The following is a 16,173-nucleotide window of genomic DNA, read 5'->3' on the forward strand; positions in this document are numbered from 1 at the left end:
ATCGAAAAGCGACGCCGCTTCATCGGCCGGCCCCGCGTGTACCTTCGCGCTCGGTTTCGCGTGCCACCGCACCGGTATCGACTTCGGCCGTCACCGACATGCCTGGCCGCAGGCGCTTCGCCAGTTCCTGGTCCGGATCGATGGCAATGCGCACCGGCAGGCGTTGCACGACTTTCGTGAAGTTGCCCGAGGCGTTATCGGGCCGCAGCACCGAGAATTCGGAGCCGGTGGCCGGCGCGATCTGCTCCACGTGCCCGCTCAGGACTTCGCCCTCGAAGGCATCGACCTTGAAGGTGGCCTGCTGGCCGATGCGCATGCGCCAGGTCTGGCCTTCCTTGAAATTGGCCACGACCCACAGGGTGTCGGGCACGAGGAAGAGCAGTTGCGAGCCGGCGGTGACGTACTGGCCGCGGCGCACGCTCGCCTCGCTGACCTGGCCGTCGCGCGGGGCGCGGATCACGGTGTTGGCGAGGTCGATCTTCGCCAGTTCGACCTGGGCCTGGGCGATGCGGACCTGGGCTTCCAGGCCGCCGCGTGAGACCGTCGTGCCCTTCACACGCTGCTGCGAGATCTCGATCTCGGCCTGGGCTTTCAGTACATTGGCCGCCGCGAGGCGCGCCGTGGTGCGCACGCGGTCACGTTCGTTGAGCGAGACCGAGCCGCGTTCGGCCAGTTCGTCCACGCGCGCCTGCTCGGCGCGGGACCGGGCCTGCTCGGCCTGCGCCGCCGCCAGGTTGGCGCGCGCGGAGCCGACGGTGGCCGTGTTCTGGGCCTGCGTCTGCTCGGCGTTGTTCAGGGCGGCGGTCGCATTCTCGACCTGGGCCTCGGCCGCGCGTACCCGCTCGCGGTAGATGCGGTCGTCGATGCGCAGCAGTTCCTGGCCGGCCTTTACATACTGGTAGTCCTTGACCAGCACCTCGCTCACGTAGCCGTTGACCTGGGGCGCCAGCACCGTGATCGCGCCGCGCACGTAGGCGTTGTCGGTGCTGACCCGGTTCGTGTTGAAGGGACCCAGGTGCCAGGCCCACATGATGAGGGCGATGCCGACCGCGGCGACGACGACCATGATGCCGACCGAGGCCGGGGTGGCGCGGATCTTTTTCGGCGGCGCTTCGGGCTGCGTGCTTGCTGCGGACGGGCCGCTCGGCGCGGCGCGTGCGCTGTCGTCGGAGTCGGTCGGGGCCGGTGGATTGGCTGCGGCAGCCTCGATCTCTTCTCGGGTGGGTGGTTGCTGGCTAGTCATGCGCGTCAGGATGAGGGAGCGCCGGGTGGCGCCGGGTTGGTCGAAAGGGCGGCTGCGCGGCGGTCGCGGATCGCGGCGCGGGTCGCCACGAACAGGGACCAGAACAGGAACAGCAGGGCCAGCACGCCGCTCACGGCGAAGACGTCGTTGTAGGCCCGCACGTTCGCTTCGCGCCGCGTGATCTGGCCCAGCAGGGCCGCTCCCTGCGCCGCGCGCAGAGCCGGATCGGCAATCGTGCCGCGGTAGATTCCGCCCTGCAGCTGCAGGCGCTGGGCGACTTGCGGGTCGGCGGGATTCAGTTGCGACACCAGGTCGCTGGAATACACCTGTTCGCGGTGCAGCTGGTAGGTGGACAGCAGGGCCGAGCCGCTCAGGCCACCGAGAGTCTGGGTCATCGACAGCACGACCGTGAAGGTGATCACGTAGTTGGGTCCGAACTTGAGCGCCTGGGTGATCCCGAGCAGGACCAGGGGCCCGAGGAACATGCCGCTTCCCAGCGCGACCAGGAACTGGCTGAAGTAGAAGTCCTGCGGCCGGTCCAGGCTGGTGCGTCCGTAATCGATGGCGGCCGCGGTGCCGAACAGGATAATGGCGACGATGATCTGCGGGATCAGCGTCTTGGGGCTGAAGGTCAGCGCGCTGGCGGCGATGCCGGCGATGGTGCCGAGCAGGATCACGCCGAACAGCGGCTGCATCTGGTCCGGCCCCATGCCCAGCACCCTCAGCAGGCCGACCGCGCCGACGGTCTGCTCGGTGGTGAGAAAGCGGATCAGGAAGGCGCCGACGATGAAGCGCAGCATGGTCGGCGTGACCAGCCAGCGCGTCTGGATCAGCGGGTTCTCGCGGTGGTGCTCGATGTAGAAGGCGGCGCTGAGCAGGACCACGGCGCCGATCGCGAGATACGCGAGCCAGGGCTCGTCGAACCACCACTGCGAATAGCCCTGGGCCAGCACGGCCACCATCATCGCGGCACCGGGCGCCATCAGGGCGAAGGTGAGGAAGTCGAGCTTTTCAAACACCTTGATGTGGATGCCCGGCGGGAGTTTCAGTACCACGACCGCCGCCAGCGAACACAGGGCCAGGCCGGCCTCGAACAGATACAGGTTGTGCCACTGGCCGTAGACCAGCAGGGTCGGCGAGAGCAGCCAGGCCAGCGGCGTGGCCAGTTGCGGGATGCCGACCCCGATCACGACCATCTTGCCGGTGTAGGCGCGCGGTGCGGCCTGCAGCATGTAGAGCATCGACAGGGTGGTGGCCGCGGCCGCCGCGAAGCCGCTGACGGCGCGCACCGCGACCGCCATGGTGAAGCCGCCGACCAGCAGGTGCAGCACGGTGACGGCGGCGTACAGGGCCAGGCCGATCTCCGTGAACAGGCGCAGGCCGTACTGCTGGCGGAATTTGAACACCAGCAGGTTCACCGTGATGTTGACCATGATGTAGGCGGCCGGCAGCCAGGTCGCTTCCGAGGGCGTGAGGCCGAGCTGGCCCTGGATGGTGGGCAGGTTGGCCGACACCAGCGCGTTGCCCAGGCCGCCGGTGATGCCGACCAGGATCGCCACCAGCCCATAGGCCAGGCGCACGGCCGGCGTATGGTAGGGCATCGAGGCGGAGCCGGGCAGGGTCGGCTTTTCGTGTTCCTCCCAGTTCGGCGTGGGCCGCAGCAGCTGCGCCATCTAGCGTCCCTTGGCCACCGGCTGCAGGCCGCCGTCGACCAGTTCGAGTGCGCGCCGTACCAGCGTGCGGCGCTTGGCGGGCGTGCCGCCGCGTAGCGCTGCGCCCAGCATGCCGCAGACCAGCACGAGGTCGGTGGCGCGCAGGTCGGGCCGGCAGGTCTTGCTCTTCAGGGCCGCCGCCAGCGGCGCCTTGAACAGGCGCGCCAGCCGTTCGCGCGCCGCTTGCGCCGCCGGATGGCCGGGCTCCAGCGCGCGCCAGTAATCGGCGATCGCCGGCCCGGCGGCCAGGTTGAGCCCGACCTGCTCGACCAGGCCGGCCAGGTCGTGCGCCGGCGCCGCCGCTTCCAGCGCGGCCATGGCACGCTCGAACAGGGCCTCGACCAGGGCCGCGCGGTCGGGGAAGTTACGGTACAGGGTCGCGCGCCCGACGCCGGCGCGCATGACGACCAGGTCGAGCGGCGCGGTGATGCCGTACTCGGAGAACACCGCGTCGGCGGCATCGAGGATCTGGTCGCGCCGCAGGGCGGCATCGGAGCGCAGTAGGGTCATGGTATCTGGACACCGTTGTCCGGTTGAGAGCCGGTCACCAGAATACTGCGATGCGCCCGGGGCGAGCGCACGGGTGGGAGGAATGGATACGTCGTACCGCGTGGGCATGAATGCCCACCCTACAACGGCGACCGTAGGGGGGCATTCATGCCCACGCGGATCAACGAAGCGACGGCGCCGCACGCAACAGCGCCAGAAACAGACGCGTTACGTCTGTTTCAATGCCGCGATCCGCCGCTGGCGCAAGGCATACCCGATGCACAGCACCACCAGCCACACCGGAATCAGGTACACCGACAGGCGCATCCCCGGCGTCATGTACATGATCGCCGTGATCCCCGCCAGGAAGGCCAGGCACAGCCAGTTCGCCAGCGGGTAGAACGGACTCGGAAACTGCGAGCGCGTGCCGGCTTTCGCGCGGCGAAAGCGCAGGTGCACCAGCGAGATCGTGGCCCAGTTGATGATCAGGCCCGACACCGCCAGCCCCATCATCATGCCGAAGGCCTCGGCCGGCAGGAAGTAGTTCACGGCGATGCAGGCGAAGGTCGCCAGCGCCGAGACGCCCAGCGCGGCCAGCGGTACGCCGCTGCCCGAGAGCTTCATCAGGAAGCGCGGCGCGTTGCCCTGCGCCGCCAGGCCGTAGAGCATGCGCGTGTTGGCGTACACGCCGCTGTTGTAGACCGAGAGCGCGGCGGTCAGCACGACGATGTTCAGGATGGTCGCCACCGCATTGCTGTTCAGCGCCGCGAAGATCAGGACGAAGGGGCTGCCGCCGCTGACGACCTTCTGCCAGGGGTAGAGCGAGAGCAGGATGAACAGGGCGCCGATATAGAAGATCAGCACGCGGTAGAGCGCCTGGTTGGTCGCGCGCGGGATCGAGCGCGCCGGGTCGTCGGCTTCGGCGGCGGTGATGCCGATCAGTTCCAGGCCACCGAAGGAGAACATGATGACCGCCATCGCCATCACCAGTCCCTGCGCGCCATTCGGGAAGAAGCCGCCGTGGCGCCACAGGTTGGCCACACCCGCTTCGGGGCCGGCCGTGTTCGAGAGCAGCAGCCAGCCGCCGAACAGGATCATGCCGATCACGGCCACCACCTTGATCACGGCAAACCAGAATTCGAGCTCGCCGAAAGCGCGCACGTTGAGCAGGCTGAAAGAATTAATAATCAGGAAGAACACCAGCGCCGACATCCAGGTCGGCACCTCGGGAAACCAGTACTGGATGTAGATGCCGACCGCCGACAGCTCGGCCATGGTAACGAGCACGTACATCACCCAGTAATTCCAGCCCGAGATGAAGCCGGCCATGTGGCCGCCGTACTTGTCGGCGAAGTAGCTGACGGAACCGGCGACCGGTTCCTCGACCACCAGTTCGGCCAGCTGGCGCATGATCAGGAAGGCGACCACGCCGGCGATGCCGTAGCCGAGCAGCACCGAGGGGCCGGCCATCTGGATGGTCTGGGCGATGCCGAGGAAGAGGCCGGTGCCGATGGCGCCGCCGAGGGCGATCAGCTGGATGTGCCGGCTCTTGAGGCCGCGCCTGAGTTCTTGTTTTGGTTCCGCCATTCCGCCTGCCCAGTGTGCAAAAGTCAATGATTCTAATGCATCTGGGCATGAATTGGGTCAGGCCGCGTGTGCTAGTCCCAGTCGGCGGTTGGCGGGCACGGCGACGTCGATCAGCTTGGGCTGCGGCAGGTCGAGCGCCGCCATCAGGGCGATGAAGTCCTCGCGCCCCCGTCCGGCCAGGCGCGCGTTGTGGCGCTTTTCCCAGCCGATGGTCGAGACACTCTGGCCACGGTAGTCGTGTCCCGGCCAGACCCGGGTGGCGTCAGGCAGCGTGAACAGCCTGGCGTGGACGCTGTCGTACAGGGCGCCGGCGCTGCCGCCCTGGAAGTCGGTGCGCCCGCAGCCGTCGATCAGGAGGGTGTCGCCCGTGAACAGGTTGCCGCGCCAGAGGAAGCTGACGCTGCCGGCCGTGTGGCCGGGCGTGTGCAGCACCGTGATCTGTTCGTCGCCGAAACGTACGAGCTCGCCATCCTCGAGCTGGCGGTCGGCCGGCGCGATGCCGCAGCCGCTGGGCGCGCAGGCCAGGGCGCCGGTCAGTTCGCGCAGGCGGCCGCTCGACGTGACGTGGTCGGCATGGGCGTGGGTTTCGAGCGCATAGGCCAGGCGCAGGCCGAGCCGGCGCAGGTGCGCCAGGTCGCGCTCGCAGTGGCGGTCGACCGGATCGATGATGGCCGCCTCGCCGTTTGCGGCGGCCAGGATATACGTGTAAGTAGACGACTCGGCGTCAAAGAGCTGGATCGGATTGATGTGCATGGGGTCTCCTCGCGCGCATTGTACGGCAGCGCTGCGAGCTCAAGCCGTTTTTGGACTGCGCAGCCGCCAGCGCTCGACCAGTTCGAAGACGCCCATGCCAGCCACCATCGCGATCACGAAAAGCAGCGGACCCGGCAGCCCGGTGGCAAGCGAGGCCAGCGCCGGTCCCGGACAGAAGCCGGCCAGGCCCCAGCCGGCGCCGAACACCACGCTGCCGAGCACCAGCCGCCGGTCGAGCACGCCGGCGGAGGGCAGCCGCAGCGGCGTGCCGAGCAAGGCCGTGGTGCGCCGGCCGGCGAGGCGAAAGCCCACGGAGGCGACCAGGATGGCGCCACCCATGGTGAACAGCAGCGAGGGGTCCCAGTTGCCGGCCAGGTCGAGGAAGGCCAGCACCTTGGCCGGATCGGTCAGGCCGGACAGGATCAGGCCCAGGCCGAACACCAGGCCGATGAGAAAAGCGGAGAGCAAAACCATGATCGGCCTCAGGCGAAAACGTGGCGCAGCAGCCAGACGGTGACGAAGCCGACGGCAACGAAAGTGCAGGTAGCGGCGATCGAACGCGGCGACAGGCGCGCCATGCCGCACACGCCATGGCCGCTGGTACAGCCGGAGCCGTAGCGGGTGCCGATCCCGACCAGCAGGCCGGCGGCGAGCAACATGCCGGGGCCGGCCTCGATGTTCGGCAAGGGCAGCGGCCCGGCCATGCCCCAGACCAGGGGCGCGAGCACCAGGCCGAGCAGGAACAGCAGGCGCCAGGCGCTGTCGCCGGCGTTTGGTCGCAACAGGCCGCCGAGGATGCCGCTGATGCCGGCGACGCGGCCATTGAACAGGATCAGCAGCGCCGCCGCCAGTCCGATGAGCATGCCCCCGGCCAGCGAGGTCCAGGGTGTGAAGTGTTCCCAGGCGATGGTCATGACGTTTCTCCTTCCCGCTTTGGACAGTACAAGTCGTACAAGGTGCGCATCACGGCCAGCGCCTCGAGGCTGGCGATCGTATAGAACACCTGCTTGCCTTCGCGCCGGGTCTGCACCATGCCTTCGTCGCGCAGCACGCCGAGCTGCTGCGAGAGGGTCGGCTGGACGATGCCGAGCGCCGCCTCGAGTTCGCCCACATTGTGTTCACCCTCGGCCAGCTTGCACAGCAACAGCATGCGGTCGGGATTGGACAGGACTTTGAGCAGGGCGCGGGCGCGCTCGGCGGCGGCGCGCATGGCGCCCAGGTCGAGGGAGTCGGATGGTTTCACGGTCGGCAGGCATTGTTATGCAAGCCGATATTCTATCACCAGATAATCTATCGGGTGATATATCGTTGCCGAGTCCGCTAAGGGGCGCCGCGCAAGGCCTTCATCTGTTCGTCCAGCCCCGCGCGCGAGATTTCTCCCGCGTGGCGCGCGGCCAGCATGCCATGGCGGTCGTAGAACAGCGTGGTCGGATAGCCGGGCGCGCCTACCGTGCGCGCCGTGCTGAGCAGCCGATCGAGCACGACGTTGGGCAGGGCCAGCCCGCCTTCTTCGAGGTAGCTGCGGACGGCCTGCGCTTCCTCGCCGGTGTTGACGAACACGAACTGCACATCGGGATTGGCCGCCTGCGCCGCCGCCATGGCCGGCATTTCGCGCCGGCAGGGCGGGCACCAGGTGGCCCAGATATTCAGGACGACCGGCTTTCCTTTCAGTTCGGGCAGGCGCAGCGTGCCGCCGTCCAGGCGCTGCAGCACGAGGTCGGGCAGAGGCGTGCTGGCCGGCTGGCTGGCCTTGATGGCGAAGCCGGCGCCGGCCCAGACCAGGATGCCGGCCAGCGCCGAAGCCAGCAAGGGCCGGCGCAGGGCGGCGTCGCGCCGCGTCTGCTCGAAACCGACGGCGCAGGCCACCAGCAGCCCGGCATAGGCGACAAAGCCACCGTCGCGGATGTCGAGCATGCTCAACGGCGCTTCGAGGTAGGGGTCGAGGTGCTTCAGGACGAAGGCGGCGCGCGCGGCGACGAAACCCCACAGCGTCATGCGCCACAGGGCCGGGCCGGCATCGACGCCGCGCCGGCGCAGCCAGAACCAGGCGGCGGCATTCGCCACGCCGAGCGCGGCGAGCGGGCTCAGTACCCGCAGGGGCAGGACCAGGGGTCCGAGGTTGATGGCATCCACAGCGCTCTCCCGTGTTCGCCGGCACCGGCGGTCAGCTGAGGAGAATAACTCAGCAGTATTAACGGAAGATTAAGATGCGCGCTCGCTGCCTTGATCTCCATCATTGATCGTTTCGTGGGTGGGCTGCACCTTCGTCACCAGCAGCTGGTCGATCCGATTGCCGTCCATGTCCATCACCTCGAAGCAGTATTCGCCCCAGTGGGCGGTTTCGGCGATCTTCGGGATGCTGCCGAGCTGGTACATCATGAAGCCTGCCAGGGTGTGATAGGCCCCGGTTTGCTCGTCGGGGAAGCGCATGCCGGTTGCCAGGATGTCGCGGAAGCGCTCGAGGGCGACGCCGCCGTCGAGCAGCCAGCTGCCGTCCTCGCGCTGGACCGCATCGTTCTCGCCTTCCTCGCCGATCACCGAGACGTCGCCCACCAGCGCGCTCATCACGTCGGTCAGCGTGACCATGCCCTGGATGTCGCCATATTCGTCGACGATGAGGGCTATCTCCGCCTTGTTCTTCTTGAACAGCTCGAGCAGGGCCATGGCGCTGATGGTTTCCGGCACGTAGAGGATCTCCTGCACGGCCGCCTCGATGTCGATCGCATCGATCGAGCGTGCGCGTACCGCCTGCGCGAGCAGGTCGCGGCAGTGCACGAAGCCGATGATGCGCGAGCGGTCGCCGCGGCAGACCGGCATGCGGCTGTAGCGGCTGCAGGCGATGCGCGCCAGGTTGTCCTCGCGCGGTATCTCGAGGTCGACCAGCGTCAGGTCGACGCGCGGCGTCATCAGGGATTTCAGATGCTTGTCGTCCAGGCGCAGCGCGCGCGAGACGATGTCGTATTCGGTCTTTTCGAACACGCCGGCGTCGGTGCTCTCGCGGATCATGCCGGTGATGTCTTCCTCGGTCGGCGCTTCCTCCTTGTGGCGGCCCATGCCGAAGAGCCGCACGATGGCCTCGGTCGCCAGGGCCAGCAGTTTGACAAAGGGCGCCATCACCACCGAGAGCACGCGTAGCGGCGGCGCGATGAGAGTGGCCATCGCCTCCGGATACTGCATTGCGATGCGTTTGGGAACCAGCTCGCCAAGGATGATCGACGCCACCGTGATGCACATCACCACAAGTCCCAGCGAGGCCTGGTAGGCGTAGGGCGCGAGCAGCGGTATGTCCTTGAACAGCGGCACCAGGCGCGCCACCAGCGAGGCTTCGCCGAAGGCGCCGTTGAAGATGCTGATCAGGGTGATGCCGACCTGCACGGTGGAGAGGAAGTGGCTAGGCTCGTCCGCCAGCCCGAGCGCGGTACGTGCGCCACGGCTGCCTTCCGCGGCGGCCTTCTCCAGCCGCATGCGCTTGGCCGAGACCAGCGCCAGTTCCGACATCGCAAATACACCATTGAGCAAGATGAGGAAAAGAATGATCAGGATGTCGGTGATCATAAGAACGCGGTGCGCCTCCGGAGCGATATCGATAACGAATTGACATCTTCGCATGTTCGGGGCGGGCGAGCCGCACCGCAGGCGGTCCCTCGGGTGCACCCTTCATGCGCCGATTTCGACGCTTCGTCGCGCGGCGCTGGGGCAGGGCGGGGCGCGGTGCTAAGGTCGCGCTGACCATTCCAATGACGGAGACGCCATGTCCACCAGACGCATTCCCCTCGCCGCGCTCGCGGCCCTCCTGCTGTGCGGGGGCGCGCAGGCCCAGACCCTGCCTGCCGCCGACCATCACCAGCATGTGTTCAGCGACCAGATCATCGCCCTGATCGGTCCGGATTCCGGCCTTAAGCCCTTGCCGGCGAAGGAAGTCGTCGCCTTGCTCGACGCCGCCGGCATCCGGAGAGGCGTGCTGCTGTCGACCGCCTACATGTACGGCAGCCCGCGGCGCCAGGTCGCGGACGAGTACGCCCAGGTGCGGCGCGAAAACGACTGGACCGCAGCGCAGGCGGCCCAATACCCGGACCGGCTGCTAGCCTTCTGCGGCATTGCGCCCTTCAAGGACTACGCGATCGAGGAGATCCGGCGCTGCGCCCGCCAGCCCGGCCTGAAGCGCGGCATCAAGCTGCACCTGGGGAATTCCGACGTGCAGCTGGACCAGGAAGCCGACCTGAAACGCCTGGCCGACGTGTTCGCGGCCGCCAACCGCGAGGGCATGGCGATCGTCGTCCACATGCGCGCCAGCATCCGCAACAAGCGGCCCTACGGCGCGCCCGAAGCCCAGGCCTTCCTCGACAAGGTGCTGCCGGCCGCGCCCGACGTGCCGGTGCAGATCGCACATCTGGCCGGGACCGGTCCCGGCTTCGACGATCCGCCGGCGCGCGCCGTGCTGGCCACCCTGGCGGCGGCGGTCGAGCGCGGCCATCCGGCCACGCGCAAGCTGTATTTCGACGTCGCCTCGATCGCCCAGAACGACACCACGCCCGCGGATGCCGCCTTGCTGGTGAAGCATTTGCGCCAGATCGGCATGGGACGCATCCTGTACGGGACGGATTCGGCGCAGGGCGACAACCTGCGGCCGAAGGATGCGTGGGCGGCGTTCAGGAAGCTGCCTCTGACGGAAACCGAGTTCGCGCAGGTGGCGGAAAACGTGGCGCCCTACCTGAAATAAAGGCGGCGCCCGCAGGCGCCGTCCTCTTGCCGGGTTCCCGCAATCCGCTCAGCGCCGGCGGCGCAGCGCCAGGCCTGCCAGGCCGGCACCCATCAGCGCAAGCGTAGCCGGCTCCGGGACTTCGCCCGTGCCGCCGCCGGGCACCCAGCTGATGTGGCTGAGGCGGCCGATATTGCAGCTGTTGTCGTTCGGACCGTTCGAGCAGTCGCCGCCGGTCAGGAAATTGACTTGCGCATTGCTCCAGACGAGCTGCGCCATCTCGGCGCTGTTGTGGAAGACATAGGTGTCGAGCGTGGTTTTCAGGTTGGCGCCGACGCCGAACTTCAGAAGGAAGTAGCCGGGGGCGGCGGGCGTCACCTCGATCTTCCAGAGCTGTGCCACCGCGTCGTAGCTGGCACCGCCCTGGCCGTTGATCGTGTGCAGGTCATCGGCGGAGAAGTCCAGGCCGGTGGCGTCTTCGAGCATCGCCAGTTCGCTGGCTGCGCCCGAGTTCGCGCTGTCGTAAGCCTTCAGGAACACGTCCATCGTCGATGCCGCCGCCGCGCTGCCCGCCGCCAGTACCGTTGCTGCGACTGCTGCAATCAGAATGCTCTTCAAGTGCATGGCTTTCATGGGACTCCCCTTTTTTATGGTGAGCTCATCAATAAGCAAGCAACATGCCTGAAAGCACAAGTTGTTCATTTTTTGTCTATTTTACTTTCTGTCGGTAAATTACGATTATTAATTGCAAAGTTGCTTGACGCGGCTATCAGTCCAGGACCGTGACTACGATCGTGCGCCGGTGCGGGCTGGTCCGGTGTTCCAGCAGGTAGATGCCTTGCCAGGTTCCGAGCAGCATGCGGCCGCCGCCCACCGGAACCGTCAAGCCGCTGCCGGTCAGTACGCTGCGCGCGTGGGCGGCCATGTCGTCAGGGCCCTCGTCATCGTGCCGATACGTCGGATCGCCGTCCGGCGCAAGACGGGAGAGGATCGTTTCGAGATCGCGCCGCACGTCGGGATCGGCATTCTCCGTGATCGTCAGCGAGCAGCTGGTGTGCTGGACGAAGACATGCACCAGGCCGCAATCGATGGCGGAGGCGGCGACCACCTGCGCCACCTCGCGCGTGATGTCGCGGCTGCCGCGGCCTTTCGTTTCGAACTGCAGGATCGCCTGGTGCGCCATGGGCTTACGGGGTCGGGCGGAAGTTCTTGCGGATACCGGCCCAGCACTCGTGGTAGCCGCTTTGCAGTTGCGGCGAAGCGAGGGCGTGCTTGGTCGGGCACAGCACGGTGCGGGTCTCGAACATGAAGGCCATGGTATCAGGCACCTTGCCGGGTTTGCTGGTGTCCGCCGCGCTCGCCTTTTCGAAGGTCGCCGCGTCGGGGCCGTGGCCGCTCATGCAGTTGTGCAGGCTGGCGCCGCCGGGCACGAAGCCCTCGGCCTTGGCGTCGTAGGCGCCATGCACCAGGCCCATGAATTCGCTGGCGACATTGCGGTGGAACCAGGGCGGGCGGAAGGTGTCTTCGGCGGCCAGCCAGCGCGGCGGGAAGATCACGAAGTCGAGCGTGTCCACGCCGGGCGTGTCGCTCGGCGATTGCAGCACCAGGAAGATCGACGGGTCCGGGTGGTCGTAACTGATCGAGCCGATGGTGTTGAAGTGGCGCAGGTCGTATTTATAGGGCGCGTAGTTGCCGTGCCAGGCGACCACGTCCAGCGGCGAGTGGCCGATCTGCCCGCGCCACAAGTTGCCGCAGAATTTCGCGACCAGCTCGAAGTCGCCTTCGCGGTCTTCATAACGGGCCACCGGCGTCAGGAAGTCGCGCGGGTTGGCCAGGCCGTTCGAGCCGATCGGCCCCAGGTCGGGCAGGCGCAGCAGGGCGCCGAAGTTCTCGCAGATGTAGCCGCGCGCTGCGCCGTCGGGCAGGCGGACCTGGAAGCGGATGCCGCGCGGGATCACGGCGATTTCCTGCGGCTCCACGGCAAGCAGGCCCAGTTCGGTGGCGATCTCGAGGCGGCCCTGCTGGGGCACGACCAGCAGTTCGCCATCGGCCGAATAGAAGAAACGATCAAGCATCGACTTGTTCGCCGCGTACAGGTGGATCGCGCAGCCGTTCATGCTCTCGGCCGAACCGTTGCCGGCCATCGTCACCCAGCCGTCGACGAAATCGGTGGGCGCGTCGGGCATCGGAAGCGGGCTCCAGCGCATCTGGTTCGGCGGCGGCGCATTCTCTCCGAAGCTGGCGACGATGCGTCCGCTGTCGACCTGCTCGAAGGGGCCGTGCATGGCCGCCGGGCGGATGCGGTATAGCCAGGAGCGGCGGTTGTGGCCGCGCGGGGCCGTGAAGGCGGTGCCGGAGATCTGTTCGGCGTAGAGGCCGTAGGCCACGCGCTGCGGCGAATTGCGGTGCTGGGGCAGGGCGCCGGGCAGGGCTTCGGTGGCGAATTCGTTGCCGAATCCGGATTGGTAACCGGTCTGTGTACCGATGTGGGTGGTCATGCATGTCTCCTGGCGAAATACGCTTTTCTGCACTCTAAGTCAGGCGTTGGTATTTTACGACGTGAATAGATGAATGTAGACTATTTACGAAATCAATACTGGAGGCCCCGTGATCGAACCCCATGACGTCGATTTGAACCTGCTGGCCGTGTTCCAGGAGGTCTACCGCGAACGCCAGATTTCCGGCGCCGCGCGGCGCCTGAACCTGAGCCAGTCGGCCGTCAGCAACGCGCTGGCGCGCCTGCGCCGTTTGTTCAGTGACGAGCTCTTCGTTCGCACCGGGCAGGGCATGCAGCCTACGCCCTTTGCCGAGAGCCTGGCCGAACCGGTCGGCAGCGCGCTGGCCCAGGTCGCGCTGGCCCTGAACCGGCGCAGCGGCTTCGATCCCGCCAGCAGCACGCGCCGCTTCACGATCGCCATGACGGACGTCGGCGAAGTGCACTTCATGCCGGCCCTGATCGAACGCTGCCGCGCGCTGGCGCCGCACGTGCAGCTCAGCTCGCGCCGGGCGGGCAGCATCGCCCTGAAGGAAGAGATGGAAAGCGGCCGCGTCGACCTCGCCATCGGCCCCTTCGAGGACATCTCCGAAGCCCTGTACCAGCGCCTGCTGTTTCGCCAGCCCTATGTCAGCATGGTGCGGCGCGGCCATCCGCTGACAAGCGGGAAGGTCGACCTGGCGCGCTTCGCCGCCGCCGAACACCTGTTCGTCGACTCCAGCGAAAGTCCCTACGACCGCATCAACCAGCTGCTGGAAAAGGCCGGCATCGGCGCCTCGACGCGCTTCCGGGTGCCGCATTTCACGGCCGTGCCCTACATCATCGGCAGCAGCGAACTGGTGGTGACGGTGCCGCAGAAGCTGGCCGAACGCGCAGGTCCCCCCTTCGGCCTGGCCTGGATCACGCCGCCCCTGAACCTCCCGCAGCTGCAGACGAATATGTTCTGGCACCGGCGCTACAACCAGGACCCGGGCAACCAGTGGCTGCGCGCCGTGGTGGCGGAGACCTTCGCGCAATAGGCTCGAGTTCGGTTCGACCGCTGGATTTGATCCAGCGCAAACCGTATTACGCACGGACAGCGATCCTGATGGTTTGGCCAGACAGGAGACCATCATGCAGCTGAACCGACTCACCCGTGCGGTGCTTGCCGCTTTTGCCCTCGGCTGGCTCGTGCCGCCCGCCCTGGCCGACGAGACCTGCAACTCGCCCTATCTCTCCAACCTGATCAAGGGCCAGGAAGACTACGTCTATGTGTGGACGCTAGGCGTGCCCGGCATGGGTGACGGCTCGGACAAGCTGGTCACCCTCGACGCCAATCCGAAATCGAAGACCTTCGGCAAGGTGGTGGCCCAGGTCTCGGTCGGTGGACGGGGCGAAGCCCACCACGCCGGCTTCACCGACGACCGCCGCTTCCTGTGGGCCGGTGGCCTGGACGACAGCAAGATCTACGTCTTCGACATCCACAGCGATCCGGCCAAGCCGCGCCTGGTGAATACGATCGCCGACTTCGAAAAACGTTCCGGCCTGGTTGGGCCGCATACCTTCTACGCGCTGCCGGGCCGCATGCTGATCGGCGCGCTGTCGAATACCAAGGACGGCGGCGGTGCGACCGGGATGGCCCTGTACAACAACAAGGGCGAGTTCATCCAGAAATACGCGATGCCGGCGGCCTCGGCGATGAAGGGCGCGGACGGCTACGGCTACGACCTGGCCGTGAATCCCGCCCGCAACGTGATCCTGAGTTCCAGCTTCACCGGCAAGAAAAACTACATGACGCCGCTCGGCACCCTGATCAAGGACGCGGGCGCGATGAAACAGTTCGGCAACACCATGGTGGTGTGGAACCTGAAGGCGATGCAGCCGGAGCAGGTGCTGAGCGTGCCGGGCGCCCCGCTCGAGATCCGCTGGTCGCTGAAGGAGGGCGACGACTGGGCGCTCACCGCGACCGCGCTCACCTCCAAGCTGTGGCTGGTGAAGAAGGACGCCAAGGGCCAGTGGCAGGCGAAGGACGTCGCCACCATCGGCGATCCGGCCAAGACCCCGCTGCCGGTCGACATCTCGATGCGCGCCGACGGCAAGGGGCTCTGGGTGAATACCTTCATGGACGGCACCACCCGCTACTTCGACATCAGCAACCCGGAAGCGCCGCGCCAGACCTATGAGAAAAAGACCGGAGCGCAGGTCAACATGATCTCGCAGAGCTGGGACGGCAAGCGCGTCTACGTCAGCTCCTCGCTGCTGGCCAACTGGGACAAGGCCGGCCGCGAGAACGAACAGTTCGTCAAGCTGTTTGCCTGGGACGGCAAGGCCCTGAACGAGCAGTGGAGGGTGGACTTCACCCAGCTCAAGCTGGGGCGCCCGCACCACATGAAGTTTGGCGCCCAGACCGGCCAGCGGACGGCCTGGACGGCCGACCCGGCCCGGGTGGCAGGACGGTGAGGCGCGCGGCCGCTCTTGCGCTGGCCCTGGCCGCCGGTGCGGGCGCGGCGCAGGAACCCGCCGTGCCTGCGCTCGCCTACGTGCCGCCCGCGCCGGGCAGCTACCGGCTCGAGCGCATCCTGCGTGCGCCCGACGGCAACGTGCTCGACAGCGACGGGCGGCTGCACCGCCTGTCGGAATTAACGACCGGCAAAATCACCCTGTTTTCCTTCATCTACACCTATTGCAGCGACCCCAAGGGCTGCCCGCTGGCCTACGCCACCCTGCACAGCCTGAAGCAAACGGTCGAACGTACGCCCGCGCTGCAGGGCAAGATCCGTTTCGTCAGCATGAGCTTCGACCCGGAGTACGACACCCCGGTGGCGATGCGCAGCTATGGCGGGCAGGAGGCGCGCGCCGGCGGTCCCCTGGAATGGCGTTTCCTCACCACCCGCAACGGCCGCGAACTGGCGCCGCTGCTGGATGGCTTCGGGCAGGACGTCTCGGTGGCCGCAGCCCAGCCGGCGGGCCGGCGCATCCCCGTGCTGAGCCACATGCTGAAGGTCTACCTGATCGACCCCGGCGGCACGGTGCGCGAGATCTATTCGACCTCGTGGCTGCACCCGGCGGTGTTGCTCAACGACATACAAACCCTGCTGCAGGAACGGGCCCAAGCGCCACTTCAAGCACGGCGGCGCTGAAAAATCTCCGCTTCCCGCCATGCCCGGCCTCGGGTATGCTCCGCCGCGAGCATGACGATTCGACATCACCGCGCCGG

General features: G+C 67.2%; 17 protein-coding genes. 4 read left to right on the plus strand and 13 right to left on the minus strand.

The window, feature by feature from the left end:
• Window positions 1–19: 19 nt before the first annotated feature.
• From C2862_RS06560 to C2862_RS06605, 10 genes are all read right to left on the minus strand, one after another.
• Window positions 20–1,243, minus strand: a complete 1,224-nt coding sequence (locus tag C2862_RS06560; RefSeq protein ID WP_136219302.1) for an HlyD family secretion protein — start codon at window positions 1,241–1,243, stop codon at window positions 20–22.
• Between the two features lie 5 nt (window positions 1,244–1,248).
• On the minus strand, window positions 1,249–2,916 hold the full coding sequence (locus C2862_RS06565; RefSeq protein ID WP_136219303.1) for an MFS transporter: 1,668 nt from the start codon (window positions 2,914–2,916) through the stop codon (window positions 1,249–1,251).
• A complete protein-coding gene (locus C2862_RS06570; RefSeq protein ID WP_136219304.1) occupies window positions 2,917–3,465 on the minus strand; it encodes a TetR/AcrR family transcriptional regulator in 549 nt (182 codons plus the stop codon). It lies immediately after the preceding gene.
• Window positions 3,466–3,672: 207 nt separating this feature from the next.
• A complete protein-coding gene (locus C2862_RS06575) occupies window positions 3,673–5,031 on the minus strand; it encodes an amino acid permease (protein WP_136219305.1) in 1,359 nt (452 codons plus the stop codon).
• Between the two features lie 57 nt (window positions 5,032–5,088).
• Window positions 5,089–5,784, minus strand: coding sequence for an MBL fold metallo-hydrolase (locus tag C2862_RS06580; protein WP_136219306.1), 696 nt, complete (start codon window positions 5,782–5,784; stop codon window positions 5,089–5,091).
• 39 nt (window positions 5,785–5,823) lie between these two features.
• On the minus strand, window positions 5,824–6,258 hold the full coding sequence (locus tag C2862_RS06585) for a DUF6691 family protein (protein ID WP_136219307.1): 435 nt from the start codon (window positions 6,256–6,258) through the stop codon (window positions 5,824–5,826).
• A gap of 8 nt (window positions 6,259–6,266) precedes the next feature.
• Window positions 6,267–6,698 (minus strand): YeeE/YedE family protein, encoded by a 432-nt coding sequence (locus C2862_RS06590; protein ID WP_136219308.1) that lies wholly within the window; start codon window positions 6,696–6,698, stop codon window positions 6,267–6,269.
• Entirely contained in the window at window positions 6,695–7,027 is a 333-nt protein-coding gene (locus tag C2862_RS06595; protein ID WP_307723535.1) for a helix-turn-helix transcriptional regulator, read from the minus strand. Before C2862_RS06595 ends, C2862_RS06590 begins: the two co-directional genes overlap by 4 nt.
• 77 nt (window positions 7,028–7,104) lie before the next feature.
• Window positions 7,105–7,917 (minus strand): TlpA disulfide reductase family protein, encoded by an 813-nt coding sequence (locus tag C2862_RS06600; RefSeq protein ID WP_136219309.1) that lies wholly within the window; start codon window positions 7,915–7,917, stop codon window positions 7,105–7,107.
• A gap of 69 nt (window positions 7,918–7,986) precedes the next feature.
• Window positions 7,987–9,339 carry a hemolysin family protein gene (locus C2862_RS06605; protein WP_136219310.1) on the minus strand — a complete coding sequence of 451 codons (1,353 nt, stop codon included), beginning with the start codon at window positions 9,337–9,339 and terminating at the stop codon, window positions 7,987–7,989.
• Window positions 9,340–9,535: 196 nt separating this feature from the next.
• Here C2862_RS06605 and C2862_RS06610 point away from each other — a divergent pair, with 196 nt between their 5' ends.
• On the plus strand, window positions 9,536–10,504 hold the full coding sequence (locus C2862_RS06610; RefSeq protein WP_136219311.1) for an amidohydrolase family protein: 969 nt from the start codon (window positions 9,536–9,538) through the stop codon (window positions 10,502–10,504).
• A gap of 48 nt (window positions 10,505–10,552) precedes the next feature.
• Here C2862_RS06610 and C2862_RS06615 read toward each other — a convergent pair whose 3' ends face one another.
• From C2862_RS06615 to hmgA, 3 genes are all read right to left on the minus strand, one after another.
• Entirely contained in the window at window positions 10,553–11,116 is a 564-nt protein-coding gene (locus C2862_RS06615; protein WP_229467314.1) for a PEP-CTERM sorting domain-containing protein, read from the minus strand.
• Between the two features lie 136 nt (window positions 11,117–11,252).
• The gene (locus tag C2862_RS06620; RefSeq protein WP_136219313.1) at window positions 11,253–11,666 is read right to left on the minus strand and encodes a secondary thiamine-phosphate synthase enzyme YjbQ; all 414 of its coding nucleotides are present in this window, start codon (window positions 11,664–11,666) and stop codon (window positions 11,253–11,255) included.
• Between the two features lie 4 nt (window positions 11,667–11,670).
• Entirely contained in the window at window positions 11,671–12,981 is a 1,311-nt protein-coding gene (gene hmgA, locus C2862_RS06625) for a homogentisate 1,2-dioxygenase (RefSeq protein ID WP_136219314.1), read from the minus strand.
• A gap of 109 nt (window positions 12,982–13,090) precedes the next feature.
• Here hmgA and C2862_RS06630 point away from each other — a divergent pair, with 109 nt between their 5' ends.
• The 3 genes from C2862_RS06630 (at window position 13,091) to C2862_RS06640 (ending at window position 16,096) form a co-directional block, all read left to right on the plus strand.
• Complete coding sequence (locus tag C2862_RS06630; protein WP_136219315.1) at window positions 13,091–13,996, plus strand: LysR family transcriptional regulator; 906 nt, start codon at window positions 13,091–13,093, stop codon at window positions 13,994–13,996.
• Between the two features lie 94 nt (window positions 13,997–14,090).
• Entirely contained in the window at window positions 14,091–15,416 is a 1,326-nt protein-coding gene (locus C2862_RS06635) for a selenium-binding protein SBP56-related protein (RefSeq protein WP_136219316.1), read from the plus strand.
• Window positions 15,413–16,096: an SCO family protein gene (locus tag C2862_RS06640; RefSeq protein WP_136219317.1), complete on the plus strand. Its 684-nt coding sequence runs from the start codon at window positions 15,413–15,415 to the stop codon at window positions 16,094–16,096. Before C2862_RS06635 ends, C2862_RS06640 begins: the two co-directional genes overlap by 4 nt.
• Window positions 16,097–16,173 lie beyond the last annotated feature (77 nt).

It is taken from the genome of Massilia sp. Mn16-1_5 (genome assembly GCF_004798585.1).
GTDB lineage: Bacteria > Pseudomonadota > Gammaproteobacteria > Burkholderiales > Burkholderiaceae_D > Telluria.

Bases quoted from the DNA above. Each gene is read 5' to 3' on its own strand.
- C2862_RS06615 (WP_229467314.1), bottom strand. From the start codon at position 11,116: ATGAAAGCCATGCACTTGAAGAGCATTCTGATTGCAGCAGTCGCAGCA.
- C2862_RS06580 (WP_136219306.1), bottom strand. From the start codon at position 5,784: ATGCACATCAATCCGATCCAGCTCTTTGACGCCGAGTCGTCTACTTAC.
- C2862_RS06565 (WP_136219303.1), bottom strand. From the start codon at position 2,916: ATGGCGCAGCTGCTGCGGCCCACGCCGAACTGGGAGGAACACGAAAAG.
- C2862_RS06605 (WP_136219310.1), bottom strand. From the start codon at position 9,339: ATGATCACCGACATCCTGATCATTCTTTTCCTCATCTTGCTCAATGGT.
- C2862_RS06590 (WP_136219308.1), bottom strand. From the start codon at position 6,698: ATGACCATCGCCTGGGAACACTTCACACCCTGGACCTCGCTGGCCGGG.
- C2862_RS06635 (WP_136219316.1), top strand. From the start codon at position 14,091: ATGCAGCTGAACCGACTCACCCGTGCGGTGCTTGCCGCTTTTGCCCTC.
- C2862_RS06570 (WP_136219304.1), bottom strand. From the start codon at position 3,465: ATGACCCTACTGCGCTCCGATGCCGCCCTGCGGCGCGACCAGATCCTC.
- C2862_RS06620 (WP_136219313.1), bottom strand. From the start codon at position 11,666: ATGGCGCACCAGGCGATCCTGCAGTTCGAAACGAAAGGCCGCGGCAGC.
- C2862_RS06610 (WP_136219311.1), top strand. From the start codon at position 9,536: ATGTCCACCAGACGCATTCCCCTCGCCGCGCTCGCGGCCCTCCTGCTG.
- hmgA (WP_136219314.1), bottom strand. From the start codon at position 12,981: ATGACCACCCACATCGGTACACAGACCGGTTACCAATCCGGATTCGGC.
- C2862_RS06575 (WP_136219305.1), bottom strand. From the start codon at position 5,031: ATGGCGGAACCAAAACAAGAACTCAGGCGCGGCCTCAAGAGCCGGCAC.
- C2862_RS06585 (WP_136219307.1), bottom strand. From the start codon at position 6,258: ATGGTTTTGCTCTCCGCTTTTCTCATCGGCCTGGTGTTCGGCCTGGGC.
- C2862_RS06560 (WP_136219302.1), bottom strand. From the start codon at position 1,243: ATGACTAGCCAGCAACCACCCACCCGAGAAGAGATCGAGGCTGCCGCA.